The organism is Phormidesmis sp. 146-12 (genome assembly GCF_052939495.1).
Genome location: NZ_JBJPHS010000007.1, coordinates 26,997 through 52,140, shown reverse-complemented (window position 1 = coordinate 52,140; position 25,144 = coordinate 26,997). Strand labels below are relative to the sequence as shown.

22 protein-coding genes are annotated in these 25,144 nt (G+C 50.0%); 9 read left to right on the top strand and 13 right to left on the bottom strand.

All coding sequences use genetic code 11. From position 1 onward, the window contains the following. Window positions 1-60: 60 nt before the first annotated feature. Both ACKFKF_RS05105 and ACKFKF_RS05100 read right to left on the bottom strand, forming a co-directional pair. Window positions 61-2,055 carry an ABC1 kinase family protein gene (locus ACKFKF_RS05105; protein ID WP_446859005.1) on the bottom strand — a complete coding sequence of 665 codons (1,995 nt, stop codon included), beginning with the start codon at window positions 2,053-2,055 and terminating at the stop codon, window positions 61-63. 255 nt (window positions 2,056-2,310) lie between these two features. After that, complete coding sequence (locus ACKFKF_RS05100) at window positions 2,311-2,478, bottom strand: hypothetical protein (protein WP_446859006.1); 168 nt, start codon at window positions 2,476-2,478, stop codon at window positions 2,311-2,313. Here ACKFKF_RS05100 and recN point away from each other — a divergent pair. Next, complete coding sequence (gene recN, locus ACKFKF_RS05095; RefSeq protein ID WP_446866698.1) at window positions 2,477-4,393, top strand: DNA repair protein RecN; 1,917 nt, start codon at window positions 2,477-2,479, stop codon at window positions 4,391-4,393. The genes ACKFKF_RS05100 and recN overlap by 2 nt on opposite strands. A 76-nt stretch (window positions 4,394-4,469) precedes the next feature. On the opposite strand, the gene ACKFKF_RS05090 is transcribed toward recN, so the two are convergent. The 3 genes from ACKFKF_RS05090 to psbP form a co-directional block, all read right to left on the bottom strand. Further along, window positions 4,470-5,549 (bottom strand): protein kinase domain-containing protein, encoded by a 1,080-nt coding sequence (locus ACKFKF_RS05090; RefSeq protein WP_446859008.1) that lies wholly within the window; start codon window positions 5,547-5,549, stop codon window positions 4,470-4,472. Between the two features lie 114 nt (window positions 5,550-5,663). Continuing rightward, window positions 5,664-6,335 carry a nucleoside triphosphate pyrophosphatase gene (locus ACKFKF_RS05085; RefSeq protein ID WP_446866697.1) on the bottom strand — a complete coding sequence of 224 codons (672 nt, stop codon included), beginning with the start codon at window positions 6,333-6,335 and terminating at the stop codon, window positions 5,664-5,666. A gap of 56 nt (window positions 6,336-6,391) precedes the next feature. Beyond that, window positions 6,392-6,934, bottom strand: a complete 543-nt coding sequence (gene psbP, locus ACKFKF_RS05080) for a photosystem II reaction center PsbP (protein ID WP_446866696.1) — start codon at window positions 6,932-6,934, stop codon at window positions 6,392-6,394. A gap of 515 nt (window positions 6,935-7,449) precedes the next feature. On the opposite strand from psbP, the gene ACKFKF_RS05075 reads away from it, so the two are divergent. The 7 genes from ACKFKF_RS05075 (at window position 7,450) to ACKFKF_RS05045 (ending at window position 15,686) form a co-directional block, all read left to right on the top strand. Further along, window positions 7,450-8,076 (top strand): DUF3038 domain-containing protein, encoded by a 627-nt coding sequence (locus tag ACKFKF_RS05075; protein ID WP_446859011.1) that lies wholly within the window; start codon window positions 7,450-7,452, stop codon window positions 8,074-8,076. Continuing rightward, on the top strand, window positions 8,073-9,569 hold the full coding sequence (locus ACKFKF_RS05070) for a DUF4335 domain-containing protein (RefSeq protein WP_446866695.1): 1,497 nt from the start codon (window positions 8,073-8,075) through the stop codon (window positions 9,567-9,569). Before ACKFKF_RS05075 ends, ACKFKF_RS05070 begins: the two co-directional genes overlap by 4 nt. 170 nt (window positions 9,570-9,739) lie before the next feature. Beyond that, entirely contained in the window at window positions 9,740-10,105 is a 366-nt protein-coding gene (locus tag ACKFKF_RS05065) for a DUF6464 family protein (RefSeq protein WP_446866693.1), read from the top strand. Between the two features lie 332 nt (window positions 10,106-10,437). Next, window positions 10,438-10,656: a hypothetical protein gene (locus tag ACKFKF_RS05060; protein ID WP_446859014.1), complete on the top strand. Its 219-nt coding sequence runs from the start codon at window positions 10,438-10,440 to the stop codon at window positions 10,654-10,656. Between the two features lie 248 nt (window positions 10,657-10,904). Further along, window positions 10,905-12,533, top strand: a complete 1,629-nt coding sequence (locus ACKFKF_RS05055) for a B12-binding domain-containing radical SAM protein (RefSeq protein ID WP_446866692.1) — start codon at window positions 10,905-10,907, stop codon at window positions 12,531-12,533. A gap of 15 nt (window positions 12,534-12,548) precedes the next feature. Beyond that, on the top strand, window positions 12,549-13,553 hold the full coding sequence (locus tag ACKFKF_RS05050) for a glycosyltransferase family 2 protein (protein WP_446866691.1): 1,005 nt from the start codon (window positions 12,549-12,551) through the stop codon (window positions 13,551-13,553). A gap of 171 nt (window positions 13,554-13,724) precedes the next feature. Continuing rightward, entirely contained in the window at window positions 13,725-15,686 is a 1,962-nt protein-coding gene (locus tag ACKFKF_RS05045) for a heavy metal translocating P-type ATPase (protein WP_446866690.1), read from the top strand. Window positions 15,687-15,712: 26 nt separating this feature from the next. Here the strand turns inward: ACKFKF_RS05045 and ACKFKF_RS05040 are convergent, their stop codons facing one another. From ACKFKF_RS05040 to topA, 4 genes are all read right to left on the bottom strand, one after another. Next, window positions 15,713-17,029: an Nramp family divalent metal transporter gene (locus ACKFKF_RS05040; protein WP_446866689.1), complete on the bottom strand. Its 1,317-nt coding sequence runs from the start codon at window positions 17,027-17,029 to the stop codon at window positions 15,713-15,715. 221 nt (window positions 17,030-17,250) lie between these two features. Then, entirely contained in the window at window positions 17,251-18,390 is a 1,140-nt protein-coding gene (locus ACKFKF_RS05035) for a glycosyltransferase (RefSeq protein WP_446866688.1), read from the bottom strand. 19 nt (window positions 18,391-18,409) lie between these two features. Continuing rightward, window positions 18,410-18,559 (bottom strand): hypothetical protein, encoded by a 150-nt coding sequence (locus ACKFKF_RS05030; protein WP_446866687.1) that lies wholly within the window; start codon window positions 18,557-18,559, stop codon window positions 18,410-18,412. A 28-nt stretch (window positions 18,560-18,587) separates the two neighbouring features. Beyond that, window positions 18,588-21,389, bottom strand: a complete 2,802-nt coding sequence (gene topA / locus ACKFKF_RS05025; RefSeq protein ID WP_446866686.1) for a type I DNA topoisomerase — start codon at window positions 21,387-21,389, stop codon at window positions 18,588-18,590. Window positions 21,390-22,062: 673 nt separating this feature from the next. On the opposite strand from topA, the gene ACKFKF_RS05020 reads away from it, so the two are divergent. Next, window positions 22,063-23,628: an NAD(P)H-quinone oxidoreductase subunit N gene (locus tag ACKFKF_RS05020; protein ID WP_446859020.1), complete on the top strand. Its 1,566-nt coding sequence runs from the start codon at window positions 22,063-22,065 to the stop codon at window positions 23,626-23,628. 128 nt (window positions 23,629-23,756) lie between these two features. On the opposite strand, the gene ACKFKF_RS05015 is transcribed toward ACKFKF_RS05020, so the two are convergent. The 4 genes from ACKFKF_RS05015 to rnc all read right to left on the bottom strand — a co-directional run bounded on the left by ACKFKF_RS05015 (window position 23,757) and on the right by rnc (window position 25,131). Further along, entirely contained in the window at window positions 23,757-24,047 is a 291-nt protein-coding gene (locus ACKFKF_RS05015; protein WP_446866685.1) for a DUF5615 family PIN-like protein, read from the bottom strand. Window positions 24,048-24,050: 3 nt separating this feature from the next. After that, complete coding sequence (locus tag ACKFKF_RS05010) at window positions 24,051-24,206, bottom strand: DUF433 domain-containing protein (RefSeq protein WP_446866683.1); 156 nt, start codon at window positions 24,204-24,206, stop codon at window positions 24,051-24,053. Continuing rightward, window positions 24,197-24,376 carry a hypothetical protein gene (locus tag ACKFKF_RS05005; RefSeq protein ID WP_446866682.1) on the bottom strand — a complete coding sequence of 60 codons (180 nt, stop codon included), beginning with the start codon at window positions 24,374-24,376 and terminating at the stop codon, window positions 24,197-24,199. Before ACKFKF_RS05005 ends, ACKFKF_RS05010 begins: the two co-directional genes overlap by 10 nt. A 74-nt stretch (window positions 24,377-24,450) precedes the next feature. After that, window positions 24,451-25,131: a ribonuclease III gene (gene rnc, locus ACKFKF_RS05000; RefSeq protein WP_446866681.1), complete on the bottom strand. Its 681-nt coding sequence runs from the start codon at window positions 25,129-25,131 to the stop codon at window positions 24,451-24,453. Window positions 25,132-25,144: the final 13 nt, after the last annotated feature.

Sequence of the window (25,144 nt, the reverse complement as noted above, 5' to 3'; positions counted from 1 at the left end):
ACCCCTACTGTAGGTTAATTGAAGCCGACACCAAGCAACTTGCTTTCAGTGGAGAAACGCCTAACCTTTCGCGGCAGGCAATGCAGGTAAGGGCATTGGGTGACCGTTATGAACATCTGGCTGGTTCGCTAATAAGAACTCGCGGAGAAGCCGAACAGCCACTCTCTGAGCAAGTCCACCCACAACCTGTTGTCCCATTTTCTGAGTTTCGGGTCTGGCTAATAGTCGAGGCACTAATAAAAGCACTTTGTTCTGGTCAAATCCGCGCGTTTCCTGCAAGATATTCCAGACGCGCTTGAGATGATCGAGGGTTTGCTGATTTTCGGAAGGAATGGCAGGACGCTCCACGGTCAGTCCAACGCGCTCCCGCAGACCGTAGGTTAAGTTGTGCCACACGGTTTGCCCGATCGTATCCAGTCCCTTGATAATCTCATTGACTAGATTGTTGCGAATAAAGTCGCCTCGCTCAGAAAATAAGAAGTCAGCCGCCTGGTTGATTGCCAGATCCAGATCATAATCCTGGTTGCTGCGGGCGTTCTTCAGCAGGTTTTCTAATCGATTCCAGCGAAAGCTACCGTCTTTGAACAACAGATCGCGCAGAGAGAGCCGCAGTTCGGGAGCCGGATCGGTCAGCAAGCGCTTGGCCACGTAGGGATAGGCTTTGCTCAGAACTTTGAAATCGGGATCAACTTTAATCGCAATGCCTTCCAGGGTGACGAGCGATCGAATAATCAGCGCAAAAAATGCCGGAACCTGAAACGGATAGTCATACATCAGACCAGACAGCTTATCAGTAATGCTTTTGATGTTGATTTCGGCAACGCTTGCCCCCAACGCATCATTAAAGACTTCAGCCAGGGCGGGAATGATCGGACTCAGATCAGTCGTCGGCGAGAGAAACTCTAAATTTACATAGTCTCTGGCCAGACCTTCAAAGTCTCGATTGACCAAGTGAACGATCGCTTCGATTAATCCATACCGTTGATAAGGCTTAATTTCGCTCATCATGCCAAAATCCAGGTAGGCGAGTCGTCCGTCAGCCATCGCTAACAGGTTGCCTGGATGGGGATCGGCATGAAAAAACCCACTTTCTAATAACTGCCGCAGCGAGCACTGGACTCCTAAATCGATTAAGTGAGTGGGATCGATGCCCTGCGCTTTGATTTCGTCTAATTGAGTGAGCTTGGTTCCAGTGATCCACTCCATTGTCAAAACGCGCCGACCCGTGTACTGCCAATAGATTTGAGGAACGTAGATTTCTGGCATGTGCCCATAGAGTTCAGCAAACCGCTCGGCGTTGCGGCCTTCCTGGGTGTAGTCCAGTTCTTCAAAGATGCGGGTCGCAAGCTCGTCGGTGATGGCTACAAGATCACTTTTGACACGCTTAATATTTTTCATCGCCCAGACCGCCAATCCTCTAAGGATGTACATATCCAGTGCGATATTTTGGGCCAGTCCGGGGCGCTGAACTTTAACCGCAACGGTTTCCCCAGTCTTGAGTTTGCCTTTATAAACCTGTCCTAAAGAAGCGGCGGCGATCGGCAACGCGCTCAATTCTGCGTAGATCACTTCAGGACGATCGCCCAATTCTTCCTCAATAAACTGAAAGGCAATCTCGTTGGGAAAGGGAGGCAACTGATCCTGTAGCTTGGTGAGTTCTTCTAGATAATCAGGGGGCACCAGGTCGGGGCGAGTAGACAGCGCTTGTCCAATTTTGATGAAAGCTGGCCCCAATCGAGTCAGCATTTCTCTCAGGTGAACCGCTTGCTTTTGCTGATTATTTTGATTGCCTGTGAAGCGATCGACCCACAACCGCAGACCAAACACTAGAAACGGCAAAAAGATACTCAGCGCTCGACCCCAGACGCTCAAAGGACGCTGGCGATATTCAGCCGCAATCACGTCTGGGTCATACTGCAAAGCTGGCAATTGAGCCAACGTCGGTCTAAGTTCCTCTTGAGTCAAGACGATCGGCAAGCTTGATTCAAAATCAGCACCATAAGAGGGAGCGATCGCGGGTTCAGCAGAAGCAGGCTTGACGTTCGTGACATTCATGAGTGGAAACCAGATAAGCCTTAATGTGAAGTATTGTAACAACTCTAGAGGAACATTCTCCTAATTCCAGTTAATCATTTCTTCACGAATCCGAAAGCAATTGAGCCTTCTGGATTTCCGAACGATCTGATCAGGAAAACTGCCCTGTCGGGATTCAACTTTTCTCAAGTTAGCGTCGATCGCGAGATTCTCCCTCTTCAAAAAGCCTGAAACGTCCTCTTCCCTGGGTTTAGGACAAATTTACTATCAGCCGCACTAAAAAGAAGTCTTCAGACGTTCGGTGACAGTTAACATAAAGTTAGGTGCCTGCACGGCCCAAATTGCTCTAGAAAAGCTTTTCACAGACAAAAATCGCTTGTTAGATTCGGATGGATCAACCATTGGATCGATCGACGGTTTGCCCTCAGCCTGAAAGTTGCCCATGTTGCTGTCTTTGCGGATCGAAAATTTTGCGTTGATTGACCAGCTAGAACTGGAGTTTGGTTCAGGCTTGCACGTTTTGACTGGGGAGACGGGTGCAGGAAAATCGATTATTTTAGACGCGATCGACGCAGCCCTTGGTGGCAAAGTTACCAGTCGAGCCGTGCGTACTGGGGCAGACCGGGCGGCGATCGAAGCCACATTTCAGCTTGATCCCAGTCTTGAAGCGTGGTTGTCTAAAGAGCAAATTGAGCCGATCGAGGGCAATTCTCTAATCTGTAGTCGAGAAATTGTGGCCAGTCCCGCTCGCAATCGATCGCGGGTGAATGGCATTCTCGTCAACAAACAGCAAATGGAGTCGCTGCGCGATCGTCTGGTTGAAATCACCGCCCAAGGGCAAACGGTGCAACTGGGTCAGCCTGGATTACAGCGCGATTGGCTAGACAGTTTTGGCGGTAGCGCTTTGCTCAAACAGCGAGAAAAAGTTAGCGCGGCATATTCTCTCTACCAGCAAGCCTCTCAAGCGCTAGAGAAACGTCGCCAGTCCGAGCAGCAACGCCTGCAACAGCTTGACTTATTTGAGTATCAGCTTCGTGAATTGAATGCAGCCAGTTTGAGCGATCCTGATGAATTGGAGCAGCTTGAACAAGAACGCAAACGTCTTGGACACAGCGTCGAGCTACAGCAGCAAAGCTATCAGGTGTATCAGGCACTCTATCAAAATGAAACCGGAGACAAGGCGTGTTCTGATCTGTTGGCTAAGGCTGAATCGCTGCTGACAGATATGTTGCGCTACGACGAACAGCTTCGGCCGATTTTGGAACTAGTCACGTCGGCGCTGGCTCAAGTGCAAGAAGCAGGGCAAGAAATCAACGCCTACGGAGACGATTTAGAAACCGATCCTCAACGTTTACAAGAAGTCGAAGAGCGCATCATCGAACTCAAACAAATTTGCCGAAAATACGGCCCGACCTTGGGGGAAGCGATCGCCCTTCAGCAGTCTCTCCAAACCGAACTCGAAGAGATCACCGGAGCCGGACAATCGCTCGAAGATCTGGAAAAAACAGCCGAAGCGCGCAAAGCTGACCTGACTCAAACCTGCGAGAAACTCACCCAACTGCGACAGACGGCCGCCCAAGATCTCGAAAATCGCCTGATCGCCGAACTCAAACCTCTCGCAATGGAGAAAGTGCAGTTTCAAGTCGGCATTACGTCGATCGCTCCCACACCCGGAGGAGCCGATCGCATCACCTATCTGTTTAGCCCCAACCCCGGCGAACCGTTGCAACCTTTGACGGAGACCGCTTCTGGCGGTGAGATGAGTCGCTTTCTTTTGGCGCTACAGGCCTGCTTTTCTCAAGTCGAATCGGTGGGCACGCTGGTTTTTGACGAAATTGATGTCGGCGTTTCGGGACGAGTAGCCCAAGCGATCGCCGAAAAACTCCATCAACTCAGCCGTCACCATCAAGTGCTCTGTGTGACTCACCAGCCGATCGTTGCGGCGATGGCCGACCAGCACTTTCATGTAGACAAGCAGGTGATCGATCTGGGCAACGGGCATTCGGGAACGGGAACCAAAAAACAGAAAAAAGCAGCGCAGAATGGGTCGAGTGCTGATTCGATGTCTGAACCTTTGGCTACCACTTCAGAGGTGCGAACGGTGGTCAGGGTAAATCAACTCGATCGCCAGCAGCGTCAGCAAGAATTGGCTCAATTGGCGGGCGGACAGTCTAACGGTGACCACAATGGCTCCACGGATGGGGCAGCTTATGCGTTTGCAGAATCGCTCTTGGCTCAAGCCGCCACACTTCGAGAAACGCCCTCTGTCTCGGTGAATTCTGAAGCGCAGTCTGAACAGCCCGCCAAATCGGAGCCAAAACCCCGATCGCGCCGCTCCAAAACCGCAAAAAAGTCGTAAAGTGTGCGATCGCAGAAGTTTGAAACAATGTGAATGCATTGAAAGCGCAATCGCCCTACCCGACAAACCCCTGCAATCACCCTTCCGAAGACAACTGCTCGATCGCCGCCTGGAGTTCTCGTCTCGCTTGCAAACGCTCTTGCCACTCGCGAATCGCGATCGCCGTCCGAATCAAAGGGGGAATGTAGCCCTGATTGTTGGTCGATGGCAGACCACTGGAGGAGCGAGGCTGACTCGTCATGCAGGGCAAAAGATGATCGAGATAGGGTTCTAGTTCGATCGATCGCAGCACTTCTTCGGCAGATTGGTAGCGATCGCGAGGAGAAATCCTCAGCATCTTGTCCAAAACTTTTGCAAAATGGTCGCTGACTCGCACCAGACCGCGCCACTTCACCTCACCCGTTGTAAATTCGTACTCAAACTCCAGAGGAGCCTTGCCCGTCAACAAATAGAGACAGGTCATGCCCAACGCATACACATCGCTGGCAAACAAAGGACGCATCGACAACTGCTCTGGCGGCGCAAACCCAACCGTACCCACAAACTGAGTTGAAGTGCGAACGCTGGACTGCTCAATGCCAATAATCCGTTCTTTGACCGCTCCAAAATCGATTAATACCAGCCGTCCGTCGTCTTCACAGCGCAGCAGATTGGGCGGCTTGATGTCTCGATGAATGACGCGATTTTTGTGAACGTACTGCAACAGCGGCAAAAACTCCACCAAAAAATCTTTGACTTCTGCTTCTGAAAATAAGCCCGATCGCCGCACTTCTTTATTCAATGTGCTGCCGCGAATATATTCCTGCACTAGATAAAACTCGCCATTCACCTCAAAGTAGTCCAGCAGTTGCGGAATTTGAGAATGACAACCCAGCTTACTGAGGGTTTTGGCCTCCTGCTCAAACCGTTGGCGAGCCTTTTTGAGAGAAGCAGGATCTTGGACTTTGGGGCACAGTTGCTTGATCACACACCAGGGTTGGGCTGGCAGTTTGCGATCGCGCGCCAAAAACGTTACGCCAAACCCGCCTCTGCCCAAAATCTTGTGAATCTCATAGCGATCGCGAAACAACTGTTGAGAACCACAGATCTGCCCTAAGTATGTGTTGTGTAATACATCAGAGCGAAAGTTAGAGAAACTAGCGGGCGGACGGTTCATCGCGGTCACGGTTGGGTCATACCAGGATTCTGAATTGCTACCAGTCTAAGTATTGATTCGAGGAACTAGTGAAATCTTTAAACTTAAGATCCTTAAACTTAAGGTCTTCAAAACTCAAGATGCCCAAAAGTCCGTTACGTCATGCCCCAATTCTGCCAGCATTTGTCTAAGAAGCGGCATACTCAACCCAATGACATTTGTATGACAACCCTCAATTTTTTCGATAAACAGACTTCCCTTCCCTTCTAGTGCAAAACATCCAGCACAACTGAGCGGTTCCCCGGTAGCGACATAGGCGGCGATTTGACGATCGCTCACATCCGCAAAAAACACCCGCGTCATTTGAGCGCGCACGATCGGCGTAGGGGGCATCAGCAATCCCTGTTCTGAGTAGGTCGAAAACAGCGCATGACCTGTGTAGAGTTCTCCCATCTGACCGCGCATCAGTTTCCAACGGGCGATCGCCTCAGCAGGGTCAGCAGGCTTGCCATGAATTTCTCCCTTGATCGATAGAACTGAATCGCATCCCAAAATCACACCCGGTGTGCGAGAAAACAGCCGTCCCAGCCCAGCTAACTGCAATTCTCCTCGCTGCTCCCAGAGCGACTGCATGGAAGTTGCCGCCTTCTGCTCTGCCAGGATTTTGACCAACTCAGCCGGATCATTGGACTGAATCTGAGACTCATCAAAATTGCTGGGATGACCGATCGCATCAATGCCCACCATTTTTAGGAGCCGTCTACGGGCCGGCGAAGCAGAGGCCAAAACAAAGAGAGAAGGTGTCATGAAGAAAATTGGATCAGCAACCACTGATTAGACAATTTAGCTCACCTAAGCCAGAACTAATCGACCGAAAAAGATTTGACAGCCAATTGCAAAAGATCCTTCATTCTGCCCCAGCGATCTTCTGGAGTCGAAGCGTTGAAGGTGTAAAGTTTACCGCGATAAACGGTGGCGCTGGCTAGATTGTGCCGCTCTTGATTGTTGGGCAGTTTCACCACATATTCCAGTAAATAATAGAGCTTGTCCCCTACCTCGCGCTCCTCAGCATTGACCAGTTCGGCGGTGCGTCCAGAATCGGGAGGAGCGATCGCGCTCTTGCCCAATCGATAGCCCACTTCACTCGGAGTCCCTAGATCCGTCAGTTTTTTCTGACCCTGCGTAGGATTGATCACAACGCTGACATTCTCCGTCGGCTGGATAATATCGTGAAACACCACATCCGGGCCGTTGGCAACCTGCACCTGCGACCAACCGTTGGGGTACAAAAACCGATAGCCATCCGTACTGTCTGCAAAGCTTTTTAAGCCTCCGACTCCCGACACACAGCCCTGCAAACCGAGACTAAAGACCACCAGCAATACCGCGACGAATCGTTTGAGCATTTCCCTATTTCCTATCAACTTGGCTGTAGGTACGAAGTGAGCTACGTCCCTATTCGACCCAATTTTTCTATTCTCCCATCTCTGCTGCACCGATCAATCGGGAATGAGTAAATGAATCCACCTATCTCTGAATATTTTTTACACGTATTTTCAAAGAAACCTTAGAATTGAATGTTGGACGTTCTAATCCCTTAAACGTGGGTTAGATGTTCTTCTAAACGAGGCACTCTGCAATATAGTTCGGAATTTTAACGTTTCTGCTGCTAAATTGGCATGGGCGCAGGCTCCTTCTTAAATTGTTGACTAACAAATGGCAAGGATTCTCGTTAATTTCCAGGATTTTTCACCTGAGATCCTGATTTCGGTAGAATGCTTCTGGATGTTGAGCCACTAGGGTTAATTGTTGAGCCAAATTGCCCAGCCTGGAAACAGGAACTTTGAGAAATTAATCTGTATCCAGATTGACGACTTTTGTTTTCCGATCGCCTTCGACAGACCCCCTACTCGCAATTGGAATGAGTGTTTCCGTGAGCGTAATGCAGTTGAATAGTCCATCCGCCCCGACAACTCCGCTAATTTTAGACAGTTTGCCCGATCCGCCCGTCTCAGAGGGTGTTTGTCCCCGGCGGACTCGGTTACAGATCGATCTGCTGCTGCTGGCGATCGAGGCGTTAGATCTGGGTGGCTCAGAAGCAATTTTGGCGGTTGCCGCCGATCTAGATCTTCGGAGCGTGATCAAAAATCGGGTAGTTCTCTGGAGATTACGCAGCACCAACCCCTTTAGACGCTACAGCCAGCGCCGACCTTTGACCTTACTAGAAGCAAAAGCCCTGGTGGTGATTACCTGCTCTCTGGCCCGGCGGCTGACGGTTTTGATTCGCCAATTGCTCCTCGCTTATCAGCAACTCAGCGACAAACAGCTTTCTCCTGATCATCATTTCCGACTGGCTGAGTATTTAGAACGCTTCCGCGCCCATTTTCGCAGCCGAATGAATTCGCGGCGGGCGGGCGTGATGGCGTACAGTTCTGACGAAACGCTGAATGAACTGGCGCTCGAATTGCTCGGACAACTGCTGTTTTGCACCGGAACGTCAGGAATACAGCGTTTGTGGATCAGCTTGTTTGACGGAGAAGTGTCATGACCATCCAGCGCCAGTACAGTTTGCCCAATTGCATCCTGGTTTTGGAGGGGTTGTCTGATGCAGCAGCGGCTCAAACTGAGTTTCGTCCCGTGATGTCTCTGCTGATCAATGCAGAATGCCATCTCCCAGGTCAAGAAAAGCCTTTGAGCGGAGGGCGTGAGTTTTTTGAAAGTTTGGTGACGGCGGTGAGCTTGTATGCTCAAGAATTTTTGAGTGGAGTCCATTTGCCGCGCCACACCTACAGCGATAAGCCTTCGTTTGTGAAGTTAGAGCGGATCAACCGCACCCATCACCGCATCAGTGTAGAACCCAGCGCCGACCACAAAACGACTTCTGCTCAAGCGGTTGATATCAATACCGTTCAACTCTTTGATCTGGTAGAAGCGATCGACCAGTTTGTGGCTGATACCCAAACCTTACCGTTCTGGTCGCTCAATCTGGCCCCAGTGCCCAAAAAGTATGCCGGGTCTCGTGAATCTGTGTCCAAGCAGGCTGTTCCAGCGGCGATCGGAGTGTCTGGATTAGCGCTGGCGGCGATCGCTTTTCTCGCGTTGCCCATGCCCAGAGTCAACAAACCCGCCTGCTTGACGGCTGGAGAATGCCCGACTTCGACCGCCTCGCCCAATCCAACGGCCAGTCCTGCGGTCAGCCCCAGCCCAACATCCAGCCCAACGGCCAGTCCGACTTCTAGCCCGATCGCCACTGCCTCGCCCGACCTGGCTCAGTTAGAAACTGCCTTGAACGCGGCTCCTGCGATCACCGACCCTCAAGAGTTGGATGCTTTGAGACAAAAGCTCACTGATCAAATCAGCAGCAAATGGAAGGCAACTCCAACCTTTACAGAAAATTTGGTCTATCGAGTCGGCGTGGGTAAAGATGGCGCGATCGTGGGCTACAAACCCGACAATCAAGCCGCACTCGACCAGGTAAAACAAACGCCCCTATTGGATTTGCTCTACCTGCCAGTCGGGGGAAGTGTGCCGTCTCAAGACCCGATCGCTCAGTTCAAAGTAATCTTTACGCCCCAAGGCAAGCTAGAAGTGACTCCCTGGGAAGGGGCTTCTGTCAGCACTTCGCCTGCTCCTGAAACATCACCCAGCCCGCAGGTGGCGGCTTCTCCCAGTCCGGAGGCATTGCCCAGTCCGGAGGCAGCGGTGAGTGCTGTTTCGGGATCACCTGTAGAGATTACAGAAAAGTCTCAGCTTGAGAACTTGCAGCCCAAACTGTACGACCAGATCGACCAAAACTGGAAGGGAACGCCTTCGTTTGAAAAAGATTTGGTGTTTCGTGTCAGGGTCAAAGCAGATGGCACGATCGCTGACTATGAGCCTGACAGCCAACTCGCCAACGACAACACCAAAGCTACGCCTCTTCCACAACTGAGCAAGCCAGCTGATCCAAACGCGACTCCTTCTGAATCGCTGGCTTCGTTTAAAGTTGTCTTCAAACCCAGTGGTGTCTTGCAGGTCAACCCGTGGCATGGGAGACGGTAGCGCAAAAGTGAGGAAAAAAGTGGGGTTTGTTAGTGGGGTTTGTGGATGCTTTTTACGCCTCACCCCTCACCCCTCACTAATTCTGTGCAGAATCTAAACTCAAAGTCATCTTGGGAACGATCGCGATACCATCAAGAAGCTTTGATGTCAGCCACAACACCTCTATCCCTATGGAGCAACCCTCACTGCCGACGGAGTTGATTTTGACGCATCCGCTTCGCACGATCAAGATGCTGCAATTGGATTGGTCACCTCAACCAGGAGCCTATCTCGATGTGGAGGGCGAAACTTACGCAGTCTTAGAGCGCCATCATCGCTATCAGCTTAAGGCAGGGCGCTATCATCTTCACAAAGTTGCGCTGTATGTGCAGGTGGTTCAACGTCCGAGTGAACGAACTTTATTTGAGGGGCGTTGGGTGTTGGGAGATGCTACCTGTCGGTTTAACGCCCATTCTGAACTGATTCGCTGTGCAGTTAATCCCGCTGGGCTGTGCGAACAGTGCAAATTCTACGAAAAATCTGCGGAAGAGCTTTAGGCGTTGAACCTTTGACAGAAGACCGAGGCACCGAAAATTAAAGGCCTCTAAAACTACTTTTTCCAAAATCTAGAGTTCAAGGTCTAAAGTTCAGCGTCCAAAATCTCTTACTAGACTTGCTGAGATTTCTCTCTTTAGCGGTTGACAAGTCTGGGATTTATTGGATTGAATCAGTGAATCGCGAAAGCCATGAAATGCAGACGTTGTAAGCGTTGAAGCCGCTGCTCTCGTGATCGTGTCGTTCTGTATTGATCCGTGAATGTTGTGTCAAAACTCACCACAAACTGAAAAACTGTGTAAATATAAAGAAAATCTTAAGAGATACAGAATCTATGCTGACTCCAACCATGATTCGTCGTCTGTGGACACTGATCGAATCGACCCAAACCACCATCCTGCTTCAGTTTGAAGACTCGGCTCTGGTGCAGTTGTTGCTCAACCAATTTACAGATCAGCAGCCGATCGACGATCAAGCCGCCGTTTATCTCAATTCTTACATTCAACAACGATTGCCTTTGATTCGAGATACGGCAGAAGGGAGAGCGCTTTAGTAGGGATGAGGGAGAACTTTGATGATCTGTTCCCCTTTTGGGGTAATCCGCTTGCGATGAAGGATGAGGGATGAAGCAGTCAGGTAGTCTTCATTTCGGGTTCGGTCTCCTCAGATTTGGTAGGTTGCACTGGGGTCAGGAATTGAATGGGCGATCGCGTCTGGCGTAACAAGGGAGTTCATTTCATAATTGGGTAGGTTGACCAAAACCTCTAAGCCCTCTTCTTTGTTGTGTGAGAAGGAACCGAAATGACAGGTTTGCTTGCATCTTCCCAAGAGACGACTTCTAACCATTCTTTTGAGTCCAGACAAAAGTTTTATACGCCACAAAACCATCGCAAAGTTCTGTGTGTATTTCCTGAATACAGTCGATCATTTGGCACACTACACCACGCCTACCCCTTGATGCGGAATGTGCGAGCCTTTATGCCGCCGCAGGGTCTGTTGATTGTGGCCGCTTATTTACCCCAAGCGTGGGACGTGCGATTTGTGGACGAAAATGTGCGAGCAACAACTCCCAGCGATTATCAGTGGGCTGATGTTGTGATCGTAAGTGGAATGCACATTCAGCGTCCTCAAATTAATCGAATTAATCAACTGGCGCATCAGGCAGGAAAGCTGACGATCGTGGGCGGGCCATCGGTTTCAGGCTGTCCAGAGTATTATCCTGACTTTGATATTTTGCACATTGGCGAATTGGGAGATGCCACCGATCGGTTGATCAAATGGCTGGATCAGAGGATTGAACGTCCCGATCAGCAGCTTCGATTTGAGACGCAGAATCGGCTGCCCTTGAGTGATTTTCCGGTTCCCGCCTACGACAAGCTAGAATTAAATCGCTATTTTTTGACCAACATTCAGTTTTCGAGTGGGTGCCCTTACCGCTGTGAGTTTTGCGACATTCCCGAACTCTACGGGCGCAATCCTCGAATGAAAACGCCAGAACAAGTGATGCGTGAGCTAGATGCCATGCTCAAGGTGGGCAATCCGGGGGCTGTGTATTTTGTGGATGACAACTTTGTGGGCGATCGCCGCGCCGTGATGAATCTGTTACCCCATCTGATCGACTGGCAAAAACAAAATGGCTATCCTGTACAGTTTGCCTGTGAAGCGACGCTCAATCTGGCCCAGAGTCCAAAACTGCTGGAAATGATGCGGGAAGCGTATTTTTGCACCGTTTTTTGTGGGATCGAAACGCCAGAGCCGCAAGCGCTGAAGTCGATTTCTAAAGACCAGAATTTGAGTATGCCGATCGTCGAGGCGGTGAAAACGTTAAATCGATACGGCATGGAGGTGGTTTCTGGGATTATTTTGGGATTGGATACCGACACGCCAGAAACGGGCGATCGCATTCTAGAATTTATCCGGCTTTCTCAGATTCCCATGTTGACGATCAATCTGCTGTATGCGTTGCCCAAGACTCCTCTCTGGCGACGGCTTGAGGCAGAAGGACGACTGATTTTGGACGAGGGACGAGAATCGAATGTGGCGTTTTTGATGCCTTACGATCGAGTCATCGAAATGTGGCGGCGGTGCATCACTGAGGCTTACGATCCCGAATTTTTATTTGAGCGATTTGCTTATCAGTGCGAACACACCTATCCCAATCGCATTCAGGTGCCCAACAGTCCAGCGCGGGTGTCAAAAGCGAATATCCTCAAGGGTTTGACGATGTTGAGCAAGATTTTGCTGCGGGTGGGCGTGTTGGGCAACTATCGCAAAACGTTCTGGAAAATGGCCAAACCTGCGCTACAAAAAGGACAAATCGAACAGGTGATTCACATCGGATTGGTGGCCCATCATCTGATTCAGTTTACGCAGGAGTGTGCGATCGGAGAAGAATCCGCGTCGTTTTATTCGCAAAAGTTTCGTCGATAAAGTGAGGTGTGCGGGGTGAGGGGTGAGGCGCGTCAGTGGGATGTAAAAACGGTTGAGGGGTTGAGTTTTTCGATCATTCTCGAAACTGAGAATTTGGCAAATGCGGATTTCAATGGATTGGTGAAGTCGATCGAATCTTTAGCGCAACAAGATCCGCCCCCGACCTGTGCCAATGAGGTGTTGCTGATCGACAGTGGAGATACGCCAACTGAGTTGCTCGATCGTTTGTGTCAACAATATGCCTGGATCAAGGTTCACGAGGCACCTCCAGGGACGGGCTACTATGGCTCCAAAATGCTAGGGGCAACGCTGGCAACAGGCGACATCATTGTTTACTACGACTCAGACTGCATCTACGAGCCAACTTGGTTGAGAACAATGCTCACCAGTTTTTCTCACGCCTCTGCCCCCCAAATCATCGCTGGAGAAACCACCACTCGCGGCTTTGGCCCTTATGCGACAGCGATGTCTATGACTTACATTTTTCCGCAATATTCCGGTCAGAAAACCCTGATCCCCAGTTCTCAGTACTTTTTGAATAACGTGGCGTTTCGGCGATCGTTTCTCTTAGCCAACCCCATCCCCACCGATCTGCCACTTTATCGAGGCAACTGTGTCATTCACGCTCAGGAGCTATCTGAGAAGGCTTACACCATCTGGCGACAGCCCCAAGCACGAGCGACCCACGCCCCTCCCAACGGGCTATCTCATTTCTTTTGGCGATTTTTGCTGATTGGGCATGATTACTATTGGCAAAAACGAATTCTCAGAGCGCGAGGATTTCAAAAAGTCAACGATCCCGCTATGTCGAGTCAGGGGAAAATTCAGATTTTTAGCGATCGCATTAGCAAATTATTTGTGAACGACCCGCGTCATGCCCTTTTCTTTCCTCTGGCCGTCCCGATTATGGTTGCCTCAGCGATGCTCATTTACCTGGGCTATTCCATTACAGTTCGTAATCCAAACTATCTTTTGAAGGCTTACAGTAGGGTTTTGAGCGATCGTGAATTGAGGTCATGAAGTCAAATTTAGAGGCTTGAGTCCAGTTTGAACCGTCGCTTCTACCTCAACAGCAAAGCACTTCCCTTGAAGCCTCACAATGATTATCATTCTGAATCTATGAATATATGTTCAGATGTTACTTTAATTGACTATAATCAGAACCAATATTTCTCTAGTCCCAATCAGCTTATGAAACCTTCACCTTCAAGCTGCTGTAGCTGTCGTGACGATCATCACGATCGACCTCCTCAAGACCATGACCACGATCATGACCATGACCACGGTGCCGCAGATTTCAACTTAAAGCGAGAACTATTGCCGTTGGTTGTAGTGATAGCTCTGTTGAGTCTAGGAATGGTCTTTGAAAGCCCCCTACACAATACCTTTTTCTCAATTGGCGAGTATGCCCTATTCATCCCAGCCTATTTAATTAGCGGTTGGAGTGTGTTGACGAGTGCTGGACGTAATTTGCTCAAGGGGCGAGCTTTTGATGAGAACTTTTTGATGACGGTGGCAACTTTGGGGGCGATCGCCATTCATCAACTACCCGAAGCGGTGGGCGTGATGCTGTTTTTTAAGGTAGGAGAATTGTTTCAGGAGATGGCGGTGAGTCAGTCCCGTCGCTCTATCAAATCGCTCTTAGAAGTTCGCCCTGACTCTGCCCACCTTAAAACTGAGCATGGTGTTCAAACGGTTCCCCCAGACTCTGTGAATGTTGGCGATACTATTCTGGTCAAACCAGGGGAAAAGGTGCCACTGGATGGTGAAGTTTTAGAAGGCAAGTCGCAGGTCGATACTTCTGCGCTCACGGGCGAGTCCGTTCCTCGAACCATTCACCAGGGAGGAGTAATCCTGGCAGGAATGATCAATCAAACTGGGCTTCTAACTGTAGAGGTTACAAAACGCTTTGAGGAATCCTCCATTGCTAAGATTTTGAACCTGGTTGAAAACGCCAGCAGCAAAAAAGCGGAAACTCAGAAGTTCATCACTCAATTTGCCCAGCGTTACACGCCCATTGTTGTATTTCTATCGCTGGCAGTGGCGCTATTGCCTCCCTTGCTGATTTCAGGTGCAACTTCCAGAGAATGGGTCTATCGAGCCTTGGTGCTATTGGTAATTTCTTGCCCCTGTGGACTCGTGATCAGCATTCCCCTGGGCTACTTTGGCGGGATTGGAGGAGCGGCCAAACGAGGCATTTTGGTCAAAGGATCAGCGTTTTTAGATGTGTTAGCGGCTGTCACCGCGATCGCATTTGACAAGACTGGCACGTTGACCGAGGGGGTGTTCAAAGTTTCTCAGATTGTGCCCTACAACGGTTTCAATCAAGACGATTTACTACGACTAGCCGCAGCAGCAGAATCACACTCTAATCACCCGATCGCTAAATCGATTCGAGAAGCCTACAGCCAGCCGATTCATGAATCAATTATTTCTGACTACACAGAGATTGCAGGCTGCGGTATTCAAGCAAAAGTCGAAAACCGTTTGGTCATTGTCGGCAACGATCGACTGCTGCATCGAGAAAATATTGTCCATGATACCTGTCAGATAGAGGGAACTGTGGTGCATTTAGCGGTCGATCGTCTCTACGCCGGATACCTGATGATCGCTGATCAGCTAAAGTCGGATGCTGCAAGTGCTGTTCAATCTCTAAAAGCACTCAACGTCAAAACGATTGTGATGCTGACGGGAGATGCTCAAGCTGTTGCTCAACGAGTCGCTGAAACGCTGAATATAAGCGCTTATCATGCTGAATTATTACCTGAAGACAAGGTGACTGCAATTGAAGCCCTGCTCCGCAAAGTTGGGCAAAATGGCAAAGTTGCTTTTGTCGGAGATGGGATTAACGATGCGCCCGTGATTGCTAGAGCCGATGTCGGGATCGCAATGGGTGGATTGGGTTCAGATGCTGCGATCGAGACGGCAGATGTCGTTTTGATGACCGATGCCCCTTCTAAAGTGGCAGAAGCGATTCAAATCGCTCGAAAGACCCGTCGAATTGTTTGGCAAAACATCATCATGGCAATGTCTGTGAAGGGTCTGTTCATTACGCTAGGCATCTTTGGTGTTGCTACCATGTGGGAGGCTGTATTTGCAGATGTGGGTGTCGCATTGTTAGCCGTCTTCAATGCAACTAGAGTTTTGAGATAAAGCTTTTATTTCAAGGTTTGATGATGCTAAACAAGCCACCCTGAGAAGGTTTGTAGCAATAACCAAGCATTTAATCCAACGATGACAGTTGCGACTGCATAAGCGGTTACTTTGAGCCAGCGAGGATTGACAAACTCTCCCATTAGCCGACGATCGCTGGTAAACATAATGAGTGGAATGACTGCAAACGGAAGCTGAAAACTCAGAATCACTTGACTCAGAATCAGCAAATTGGTTGTACTTCCTTCACCAAAGAAAATAATTGTCACAAGGGCTGGAACGATCGCAACCAGGCGAGTCAGTAAACGACGCAGCCAGGGCTTTAAACGGATCTGGAGAAATCCTTCCATCACAATCTGCCCAGCCATCGTTGCAGTTAAGGTAGAGTTTTGCCCGGATGCCAGCAAAGCGATCGCGAAAATCACACTGGCAGTCCCAACCCCAAGCAGGGGAGATAGAAGCTTGTAAGCATCTTGGATTTCTGCCACGTCTTGATAACCAGAGAAGTGAAAGCTAGCAGCAGACAAAATCAAAATCGCTGAGTTGATAAATAAAGCAATTGACAACGCAACGGTTGAATCAATAGTTCCAAATCTAATGGCTTCATGCTTTTTCTCTGAGGTATCTTGCCAATCGCGTGTTTGAACGATCGCAGAGTGGAGATAAAGGTTATGTGGCATGACCGTTGCCCCTAAAATCCCGATCGCAATGTAGAGTGCTTCAGGATTTTGCACCACTTTTGCTTGAGGAAGATAACCTTGTAAAACGCCTGCCAAATCAGGACGAGCAAAGATTAGTTCAGCAATAAAGCACCCTCCAATCACGATGATCACCGCGATTACTAGCGCTTCAATATAGCGAAAGCCCTTGTTTTGTAGGAACAGCACCACAAAGATATCTAGAGCAGTGATGCAGACACCTACGGCTAGTGGAATGTCAAACAAGAGTTGTAGTGCGATCGCACTTCCAACTAATTCTGCTAAGTCACAAGCGGAAATTGCAATCTCACACACAATCCACAAGCAAAAGCTAACACGCGGACTGAAGTAGTCTCGACAAGCTTGCGCCAAGTCCCGTCCGGTTGCGACTCCTAGTTTGACGCAAAGTGCTTGCAACAAGATTGCCATCAAGTTAGAAACCAAGATGACACTCAAAAGGGTATAGCCAAATTTAGCGCCACCTGCCAAATCGGTGGCCCAGTTGCCAGGATCCATGTAACCCACAGAAACTAAATATCCTGGGCCCGCATAGGCAAACATTTTGCGCCAGAACTTACCTTGAGTGGGAACCTTGATGGTGCGATGCACTTCTGGCAGAGAAGGAATGCGATCGGGTTGAGTCATCAGTGCTTATTTCACAATCATTTCATAATCTACAAATATACCACCCAGAGTTCATCTTTTTTTGTGAGTAGGCTGAACGATCGTTCCACTTCAGACAATCCAGCAGCAGCGATTCAAAGCAGCCTCCAGCATTGCTCAACTGTATTGGCAGAACTGTATTGGCAGGAGCAAATGTAGCGCTACTGGCAGTTTCCAAAGCGATCTGCTTTGAGGTGAATGCTCTACTGCTCCCAGGGCTTAATAATGCCATCACCTTCAATTTTTAACTTGCGACCGCGCCAATATACGCCTCGCCCAAATGCGCCGATCGCCCAAACACCCAAACTCAAACTATCCCGCAAAGGCAACGCCCAAAACCAGCGCACCAGCTTCGGACAACCCATATTCAACGCAGCGATGAATGCTTGAAGGTAGCGAACGGCGAACGTAAAGAGAGTCACTGCGATCGCCCAGTTTGCAAACCCTGACAGCAAAAGTAGAGGAATGCAAAAGACAACACCGTAACAAAAGACGATCGTGTAGTAAATAGCACCCCGATTAAAGCGAATGGTTCTTGACCAGCGCAACTCTCGCTGAAACAGTTGATCAATGCTCTCGCGCCCGGTGTCAGATTCCAGCAGCAAATCAGAGAGCTTGATTTGATATCCCGCTTGAGCGGCCCGTTTACCCAGGTTGTAGTCTGAGCCAATGCGATCGAGATGGAGTCCGCCAAAGTCTGCCAGCGTTGATTTGCGCGTGGCGATCGTGGCTCCGATGGCAAATTTTAGACCGCGATCGAGCTTCTGAGCCACCAGCGCACTAGGAATAAAATCACAGCAACGCCCCAAAGCAGCCAGCGCCGATCCTAAGAATTCGGGATTGTGAGCCACAAACGCACAGGTAACAAGCCCCACTTTTGGATCAGCAAGAGGAGCCGTCACCGTCTGAACGTAGTCGGGTCTAACCTGAATATCACTGTCTGCAAAGATAATCACCTCATGTTGCGCTTCTTCCAGCAGATAGCTGAGGGTGCTGTCTTTGTGATTGATGCCACGAGGAGTGAGTCCGGTGAAAAGGTGGACGCGATCGGGAGACAGGTTGACCAGCTTTTCAAGCATCGGAATAGCCGGATCATCCAAATCGACCACCCCAAACAGCACTTCATAGCAGGGATAATCTTGTTTACAAAAAGCTGACCAGTTTTCCCAGGCTGCCTCGTCTAGACCACAGATTGGCACCATCAGAGACACGGCATCTTGGACGGAAGTTGTGAGCGATTTAGGAGCGGTAAAAAACTGATAGGCAACCAGGGCGCAGGCAACATAGAAGACGATCGAGCCAGCAATTAGAACCAGCAAAACAATTTGCAGCAGAGTAATCATTTCGCGTTAGCAAACCTTTCTAACCAGCGACGAGTCGTTGAGCTTGAGCAATCAGAAGGTGTTTGAGAATTTGCAAACGGGCGAGCGATCGCGCTTTGTCATAATTCTGCAAATAGAGTGCAAATAGAAACCGTCTTGCGCTTACCACGATTTGAGTGGAAACGACCATGTGAACGATCGCTCCTCGACAGAACCTTCTACTCTTCAGCCGTTTGTAGCTTTTTGCGGGTTGTACTGGTCGTTTTTTTGGCGGCTGCGGCAGTCTTGCGAGTGGTTGTTTTTTTGGCGGTAGACTTGGTAGCTGCCTTCTTGGTGGTTTTCTTTTCAGCTACTTCAGAATCGTCGTCTGCGGTCTTTTTGGATGCGGTCTTTTTGGATGCGGTTGTTTTGGAGGTAGCGGCTTTTGATTTAGTCGTGCCAGATTTTTTGCCTTTGGTGCCTGCTTTGGCATTGAGCGCTTCTACCGCCACCTCCATTGAGATTTCCTCGACGGTCTGACCTTCTGGCAGTGAGGCATTCACCTTGCCATGCTTGATGTAAGCTCCATAGGGCCCGTCGTAAATGTTTACAGGCTCATTGTCTTCAGGGTGGGCACCGAGTTCTCGCAACGGTTTGGCTGCGCCTCGTTTACCACGGGTGGCTTTGGGTTCGGCTAGGAGTGCTAAGGCGCGATCAAAGCTAATCGACAACACATCATCATCCCCTTTGAGCGATCGGTATTCCTTCACGCCTTTGCCCTGGTCATGCACGATGTAAGGGCCAAATCGTCCCAAGCTTGCCTGAACCTTGCCGCCGTCGGGGTGCATTCCCAAGTTGCGGGGCAGCGCGAGTAGCCCAACTGCTTGCTCTAAAGTGACGGTATCGGTGGTCACGCCTTTGGGTAAGGAAGCCCGTTTGGGTTTGGGATTTTCATCCGTCGCGTCGCCAAGCTGAACGTAAGGGCCATACGCGCCGATCAGAACGTAGATTGGTTCACCCGTCTCAGGATGAAAACCGAGTTTGTCCGGGCCTTCTGTCTTTTGTCGGAGCAGCGTTTCGACCTGTTCGGGATCAAGATCAGCGGGAGTGAGATCTTTTGGAATGGAAGCTTTGACCATCCCATCGCCGTTCTCGACTTCGATGTAGGCCCCATAGCGACCAATCCGAACTTTGGCAGCGAGTTGTTCTAGTTCAACCGTGCGGGCTTCGGTGGGATCAATCTGACTTTCGCGATCGCGTACCTGCGTTTCCAATCCATCGTCCCCCAGGTAAAATTCCTTGAGATAGGGCAGCCACTGCACCTCACCTGTCGAAATATCATCCAGCGTGCGCTCCATTTTGGCGGTGAAGCTAGTGTCTACCAGATCGGGGAAATGCTTCTCTAATAAAGAGGTGACAGCAAAGGCGGTAAACGTGGGGATCAACGCATTGCTGACCAATTGAGCGTAGCCGCGATCGATAATCGTGCTGATAATGCTGGCGTAGGTACTCGGACGACCAATGCCTTCACTTTCGAGCATTTTGACAAGGGAAGCTTCGGTGTAGCGGGCGGGGGGTTGGGTTTCGTGGCCGATCGCGTCCAGGCTGCGGCAGTTGGGATGGTCGCCGACACGCATGGCGGGGAGAATGATTTCCTGGTTCTCGATCGCCGCATTGGGATCATCGGAGCCTTCAACGTATGCTCGAAAGAAGCCCGGAAAGTCAATCCGCTTACCGCTGGCGCGAAATCCAGCATCCTCTACCTGAATCTGCACCGAGATCTGGGTCTGACGAGCATCGGCCATTTGAGTCGCCACAGTCCGCTTCCAGATCAGATCGTAGAGTTGAAACTCTCGCCCACTCAGTCCAGTCTGCTGAGGCGTGCGGAAACTACTACCTGCCGGACGAATCGCCTCGTGGGCCTCCTGTGCGCCTTTGCTCTTGGTCGTGAACTGACGTGGCTGAGGACTGAGATAGTTGGCACCATACATTTGCTCAACACACTCACGAGCAGCAGAAACGGCCTGACTCGACAAATGTACTGAATCCGTTCTCATGTAGGTAATGTAGCCCTGCTCATACAAACTTTGCGCCGTCCGCATTGTGTCACGAGCCGAGAGACTGAGCTTGCGGTTTGATTCTTGTTGCAGCGTTGAGGTTGTGAAGGGCGGGGAAGGTTTGCGCGTGACGGGGCGCTCTTCGAGATCCGCAACCGTCCAGGCTTTGTCTGTCAGTCGTTCTTGGAGCGCTCTGGCTTCGATTTCGTTGAGCAAAACGACATTGCGACCTGCGGCAACTTGTCCGGTTGCTTCGTCAAAGTCGGCACCTGTGGCCAGTTTGCGTCCCGCCAGCGTGGTTAGCTTTGCTTCAAACTGGTTGTCGGGCTTGTCGGAATGGGTGGATTCTCCGATCGCCAACAGCGCTTTGAGATCCCAGTAAGCCCCTTTGCGGAAGGCTCGACGCTGCCGTTCACGAGTCACCAACAGCCGCACCGCAACCGATTGCACCCGCCCAGCAGACAGCCCGTAAGCAACTTTCTTCCAGAGCAAGGGAGAAAGCGTGTAGCCAACTAAGCGATCGAGGATGCGCCGCGTCTCTTGCGCCCTGACCAGTCCTTCGTCAATATCTCGACAATTATTGATCGCTTCTCGGATCGCTTCTTGCGTGATCTCGTGAAACACCATGCGCTTGACAGGCACCTTGGGCTTGAGAAGCTGCAACAGATGCCAGCTAATGCTTTCCCCTTCACGGTCTTCGTCAGTCGCCAGCACCAACTCCGTCGCGTCCTTAAGGGCATCCTTTAGGGTTTTGACAATTTTGGCTTTGTCTTTGGGCACTAGATAAATCGGCTCAAAGTCCGCATCCACATTCACGCCCATCTCTCTGACCTTCTTATCAGTGATCGAGGCAGGAACGTCGCTAGTAGACTGAGGCAAATCGCGGACGTGCCCCATCGACGCTTCTACCCGATAGCTAGAAGGCAGATAGTTGCGAATGGTGCGGGCTTTAGTGGGGGATTCGACGATGACAAGCGTTGACATGAGTCTCGTTAGCTTCCAGAGAAAAGAGCGATCGGGCAGGCGATTAAATCAGTTAAATCAGTGAGGGAGATTTCAGGATGACGTATCTCATCAATAACACCAAATCTGAATAGATTGCAGAATCTTGGATTTGGTAAGTCCAGTGTAGAAACTAAGTTAAAGGCTTTTTGTGCCTCAAATCTAAAAAGATTGCTAAATCTCCATTTTTATAGGGGATTTCGACAATTGACAAAACGCACAATCGAAGAGCCTATCTCTCCTAACTTATAACCATACCCACAGCCCAGGAGATTTCACCACAAAGATTTTTGGCGGATCTCTCTACTATCTGCGCCGGGTTTCTCGCTCAACCGCAGGTTTTCTCTCCAAAAAACGTAAACTTTACGAGGGGTTCTCCTCAACGTTAAGTTTTAATTTCTAGTCGTCAACCCAAGATAAACCGTTCTCTTGTCCCTTGTGCTTTCTCTATGCATCATCGAGATCCATAAACTCAATTAGATGCCAGCTTCTCAGAGAACCAATCTCGGTTTGAGCACGGATCGCAGAAATTAACGGGATCTAGAGTACCGGGCACGTTAAAATCCGTAAAAGATCTGTACTAACTTAGGATTCTCTTGTCTTTAAGGCGTTGAGTTCCTAAATTTTCGTTAACCGCTCAATCGGACTCAGCTTTATGGACTTTGCTACTCTTGCAGCCCAGTTAAACGCGGGAACGATCTTGCCAGAGGGAATCGTCATCGTCACGATTCTGTTGGTGATCGTGGGTGACTTGATTGTGGGGCGCACCGCCTCCGCCCGTTGGACTCCTTATGTGGCGATCGGGGGCTTGCTGTCCGCCGTCTTCGCCCTCTACCAGCGCTGGGACTCCACCAGCCCGATTTCTTTTTTTGGAGAGTTTAACGCCGACAACATGAGTGTGGTCTTCCGGGGGATCATTGCGCTCTCGGCGGCTGTGACGATTTTGATGTCGATTCGCTATGTCGAGCAGTCGGGCACGGCTCTGGCAGAATTTCTCACCATCTTGCTCACGGCTGTTTTGGGCGGCATGTTCCTCTCTGGCTCAGACGAGCTAGTGTCGGTCTATGTCTCGCTCGAAACGCTCAGTATTTCTTCTTATTTGTTAACGGGCTATACCAAACGTGACCCGCGATCGAATGAGGCTGCGCTCAAATATCTGCTGATTGGGGCATCGAGTTCGGCGATTTTCCTCTATGGTGCGTCGTTGCTGTATGGGCTATCGGGTGGAGAAACTCGTCTGAGTGCCATCTCTACCAGCATTGGGGCAGCGGGCTTAGAGAACTCGATCGGTCTGGTGATTGCGCTGGTATTTGCGATCGCGGGCATCGCTTTCAAAATTGCCGCCGTTCCCTTTCACCAGTGGACTCCAGATGTGTATGAGGGGTCACCGACTCCCGTGGTTGCCTTCTTATCGGTGGGGTCAAAGGCGGCTGGATTTGCGCTGGCGATTCGGCTGCTTGTGACGGCCTTCCCGCTGGTGACGGAGCAGTGGCACCTGGTCATGACAACTCTCGCTCTCTTGAGTATGGTGTTGGGCAACGTGGTCGCTCTGGCGCAAACGAGTATGAAGCGGCTTTTGGCCTATTCGTCGATCGGTCAAGCAGGTTTCGTCATGATTGGGCTGGTGATTGGCACCGATGCCGGATATGCCAGCATGATCTTCTACCTGATGATCTATCTGTTCATGAACTTGGGCGCATTTACCTGCATTATTCTCTTCACGTTGAGAACGGGAACTGACCAGATCAGCGAATACTCTGGTTTGTATCAGAAAGATCCGCTGTTGACGTTGGCTCTCAGCGTCTGTCTCCTGTCTCTGGGTGGCATTCCGCCTCTGGCTGGCTTCTTTGGTAAGCTGTATCTCTTTTGGGCAGGTTGGCAAGCGGGCGCGTATCCGTTGGTACTGTTGGGTTTGGTAGCGAGTGTGATTTCGATCTACTACTACATTCGTGTGGTGAAGATGATGGTCGTCAAAGAGCCGCAGGAAATGTCTGAATCGGTGAAAAACTATCCTGCGATTCGCTGGGATTTGCCGGGGATGCGTCCTTTGCAAGTCGGTTTGATCATGACGCTGATCGCGACGACGGTGGCTGGCATTCTCTCCAATCCGCTGTTTACGCTGGCAAACAACTCGGTGACACAAACGCCGATGCTGCAAGCGGCTGACAAACCTGCTCTGCAAGTGAGCAAAGATGTAGAGAGATCTCCCTTGAATCTGTAAATTTTGGCTTGAAGACCGATCGCTCTTGAGTGCTTAAACTTGAGGGCGATTTTTTTGTGCAATTAACCAGGACGATTAACTCGAATTAACTTGCCATTTAGAGGTTCAGAAAGGGCGATCTCTTCGAGTTACCCGCAAGGGGTCGCTTCACTGATTCGATTTGCCATGCTTGCGCGATCGGACTCGTCTCGACAAATCACAATCCCAGCATGGTCGGGTTGCACCTGATGCAATCGAATCAAGTGACGAGGATTGAGGGTCAAAACGGCTCTTCCAGTCATCGTGGCAAAGCTCAAAACTTCCTCGTCAGACAGTCCTCGATTGTTTGCTTCTTGAACGGTGAGTACGTTGTGCTGTAGAAATCGTAGCCCTTCAACCACTCGTTGAGGAAATTGCTCATCGGCATCGAGGTCAGCCACTAATCACGCTTCCTCGTTTTCTCGAATCGTCGCTGCAATCTCCTCAGAATGCGCGTCTGCATAGACCCAGGCGTTTGCTAGATCCGTTGCAGAGATAGTGGGATAGTCTTTCAGAAGATCCATTTCGCTGATTCCCAGATTTCTCGCTTCTACCAGCACCCAGACTGGAATGCGCGTTCCTTCGATGCAAGCGTCGCCCCACAGACTCCTGGCGTTTTGGTGATGCCGCGCCAATTGCTGCTGAGGCTGCGCGTCAAGATCTGAATCGCTTCGGCTTTTTCGGAAGGACTGAGCGAGAGTAGCTGTGCCTGAAGTTCTTTGAGCGTCATGGCGATTTCTCAAGCAAAAAGCGGCTTCTTTATTGTGAGGGATTTGGAGGAGCGATCGTCTTAATCTCGATCGCTCAAATCAAGCCTCGTTTTTTGAGTTTGGCAAGTGCATCTTCGGCTGCTCGTTTTTCAGCATCTTTTTTGCTGGTGCCTTTGCCTTCTCCATACACTTTGTCACCGACCAAAACTTTAGAGATAAATTCTGGTTTGTGATCCATTCCTCCGGCTTTTTCTGTGTGATATTTAGGTGGCGTTGAACTGATGTTTGCTTGTACCACTTCTTGAAGTCGATTTTTAGAATCTACGCTAGAGCGAGACACGACGATTCCTTCAGGAACTGAGTCAAAAAATTGCTCGATCAAAGGGCGAACTTTTTCAATATCTCGATCGCAATCCAAGTAGTAAGCAGCGACAACTGCCTCAAAGGTACTGCTCAACAAATTTGGATTTTGATAGCCCCCGTCTTGAATCGTGCCTCTGCCCAACCGCATTCTAAAATCGATGCCAACTTCTATTGCAAATTTGGCTAATTGTCTTTCGTCAACGAGTGCCGATCGTCGTCGGGTCATTTCGTCTTCTCCCATTTCTGGATGGCGACGATACAGATATTCTCCACTCAAGAAAGTCAGGATTGCGTCTCCCAAAAATTCCAGCCGTTCATTCTGCATTTCCCCTGGATTTTCGTTGATATAAGAACGATGGGTCAGTGCATGACGCAACAGGTTTTCATTGTGAAATGTCAGAAGTTTGTGCATTGTAATCCCTTCT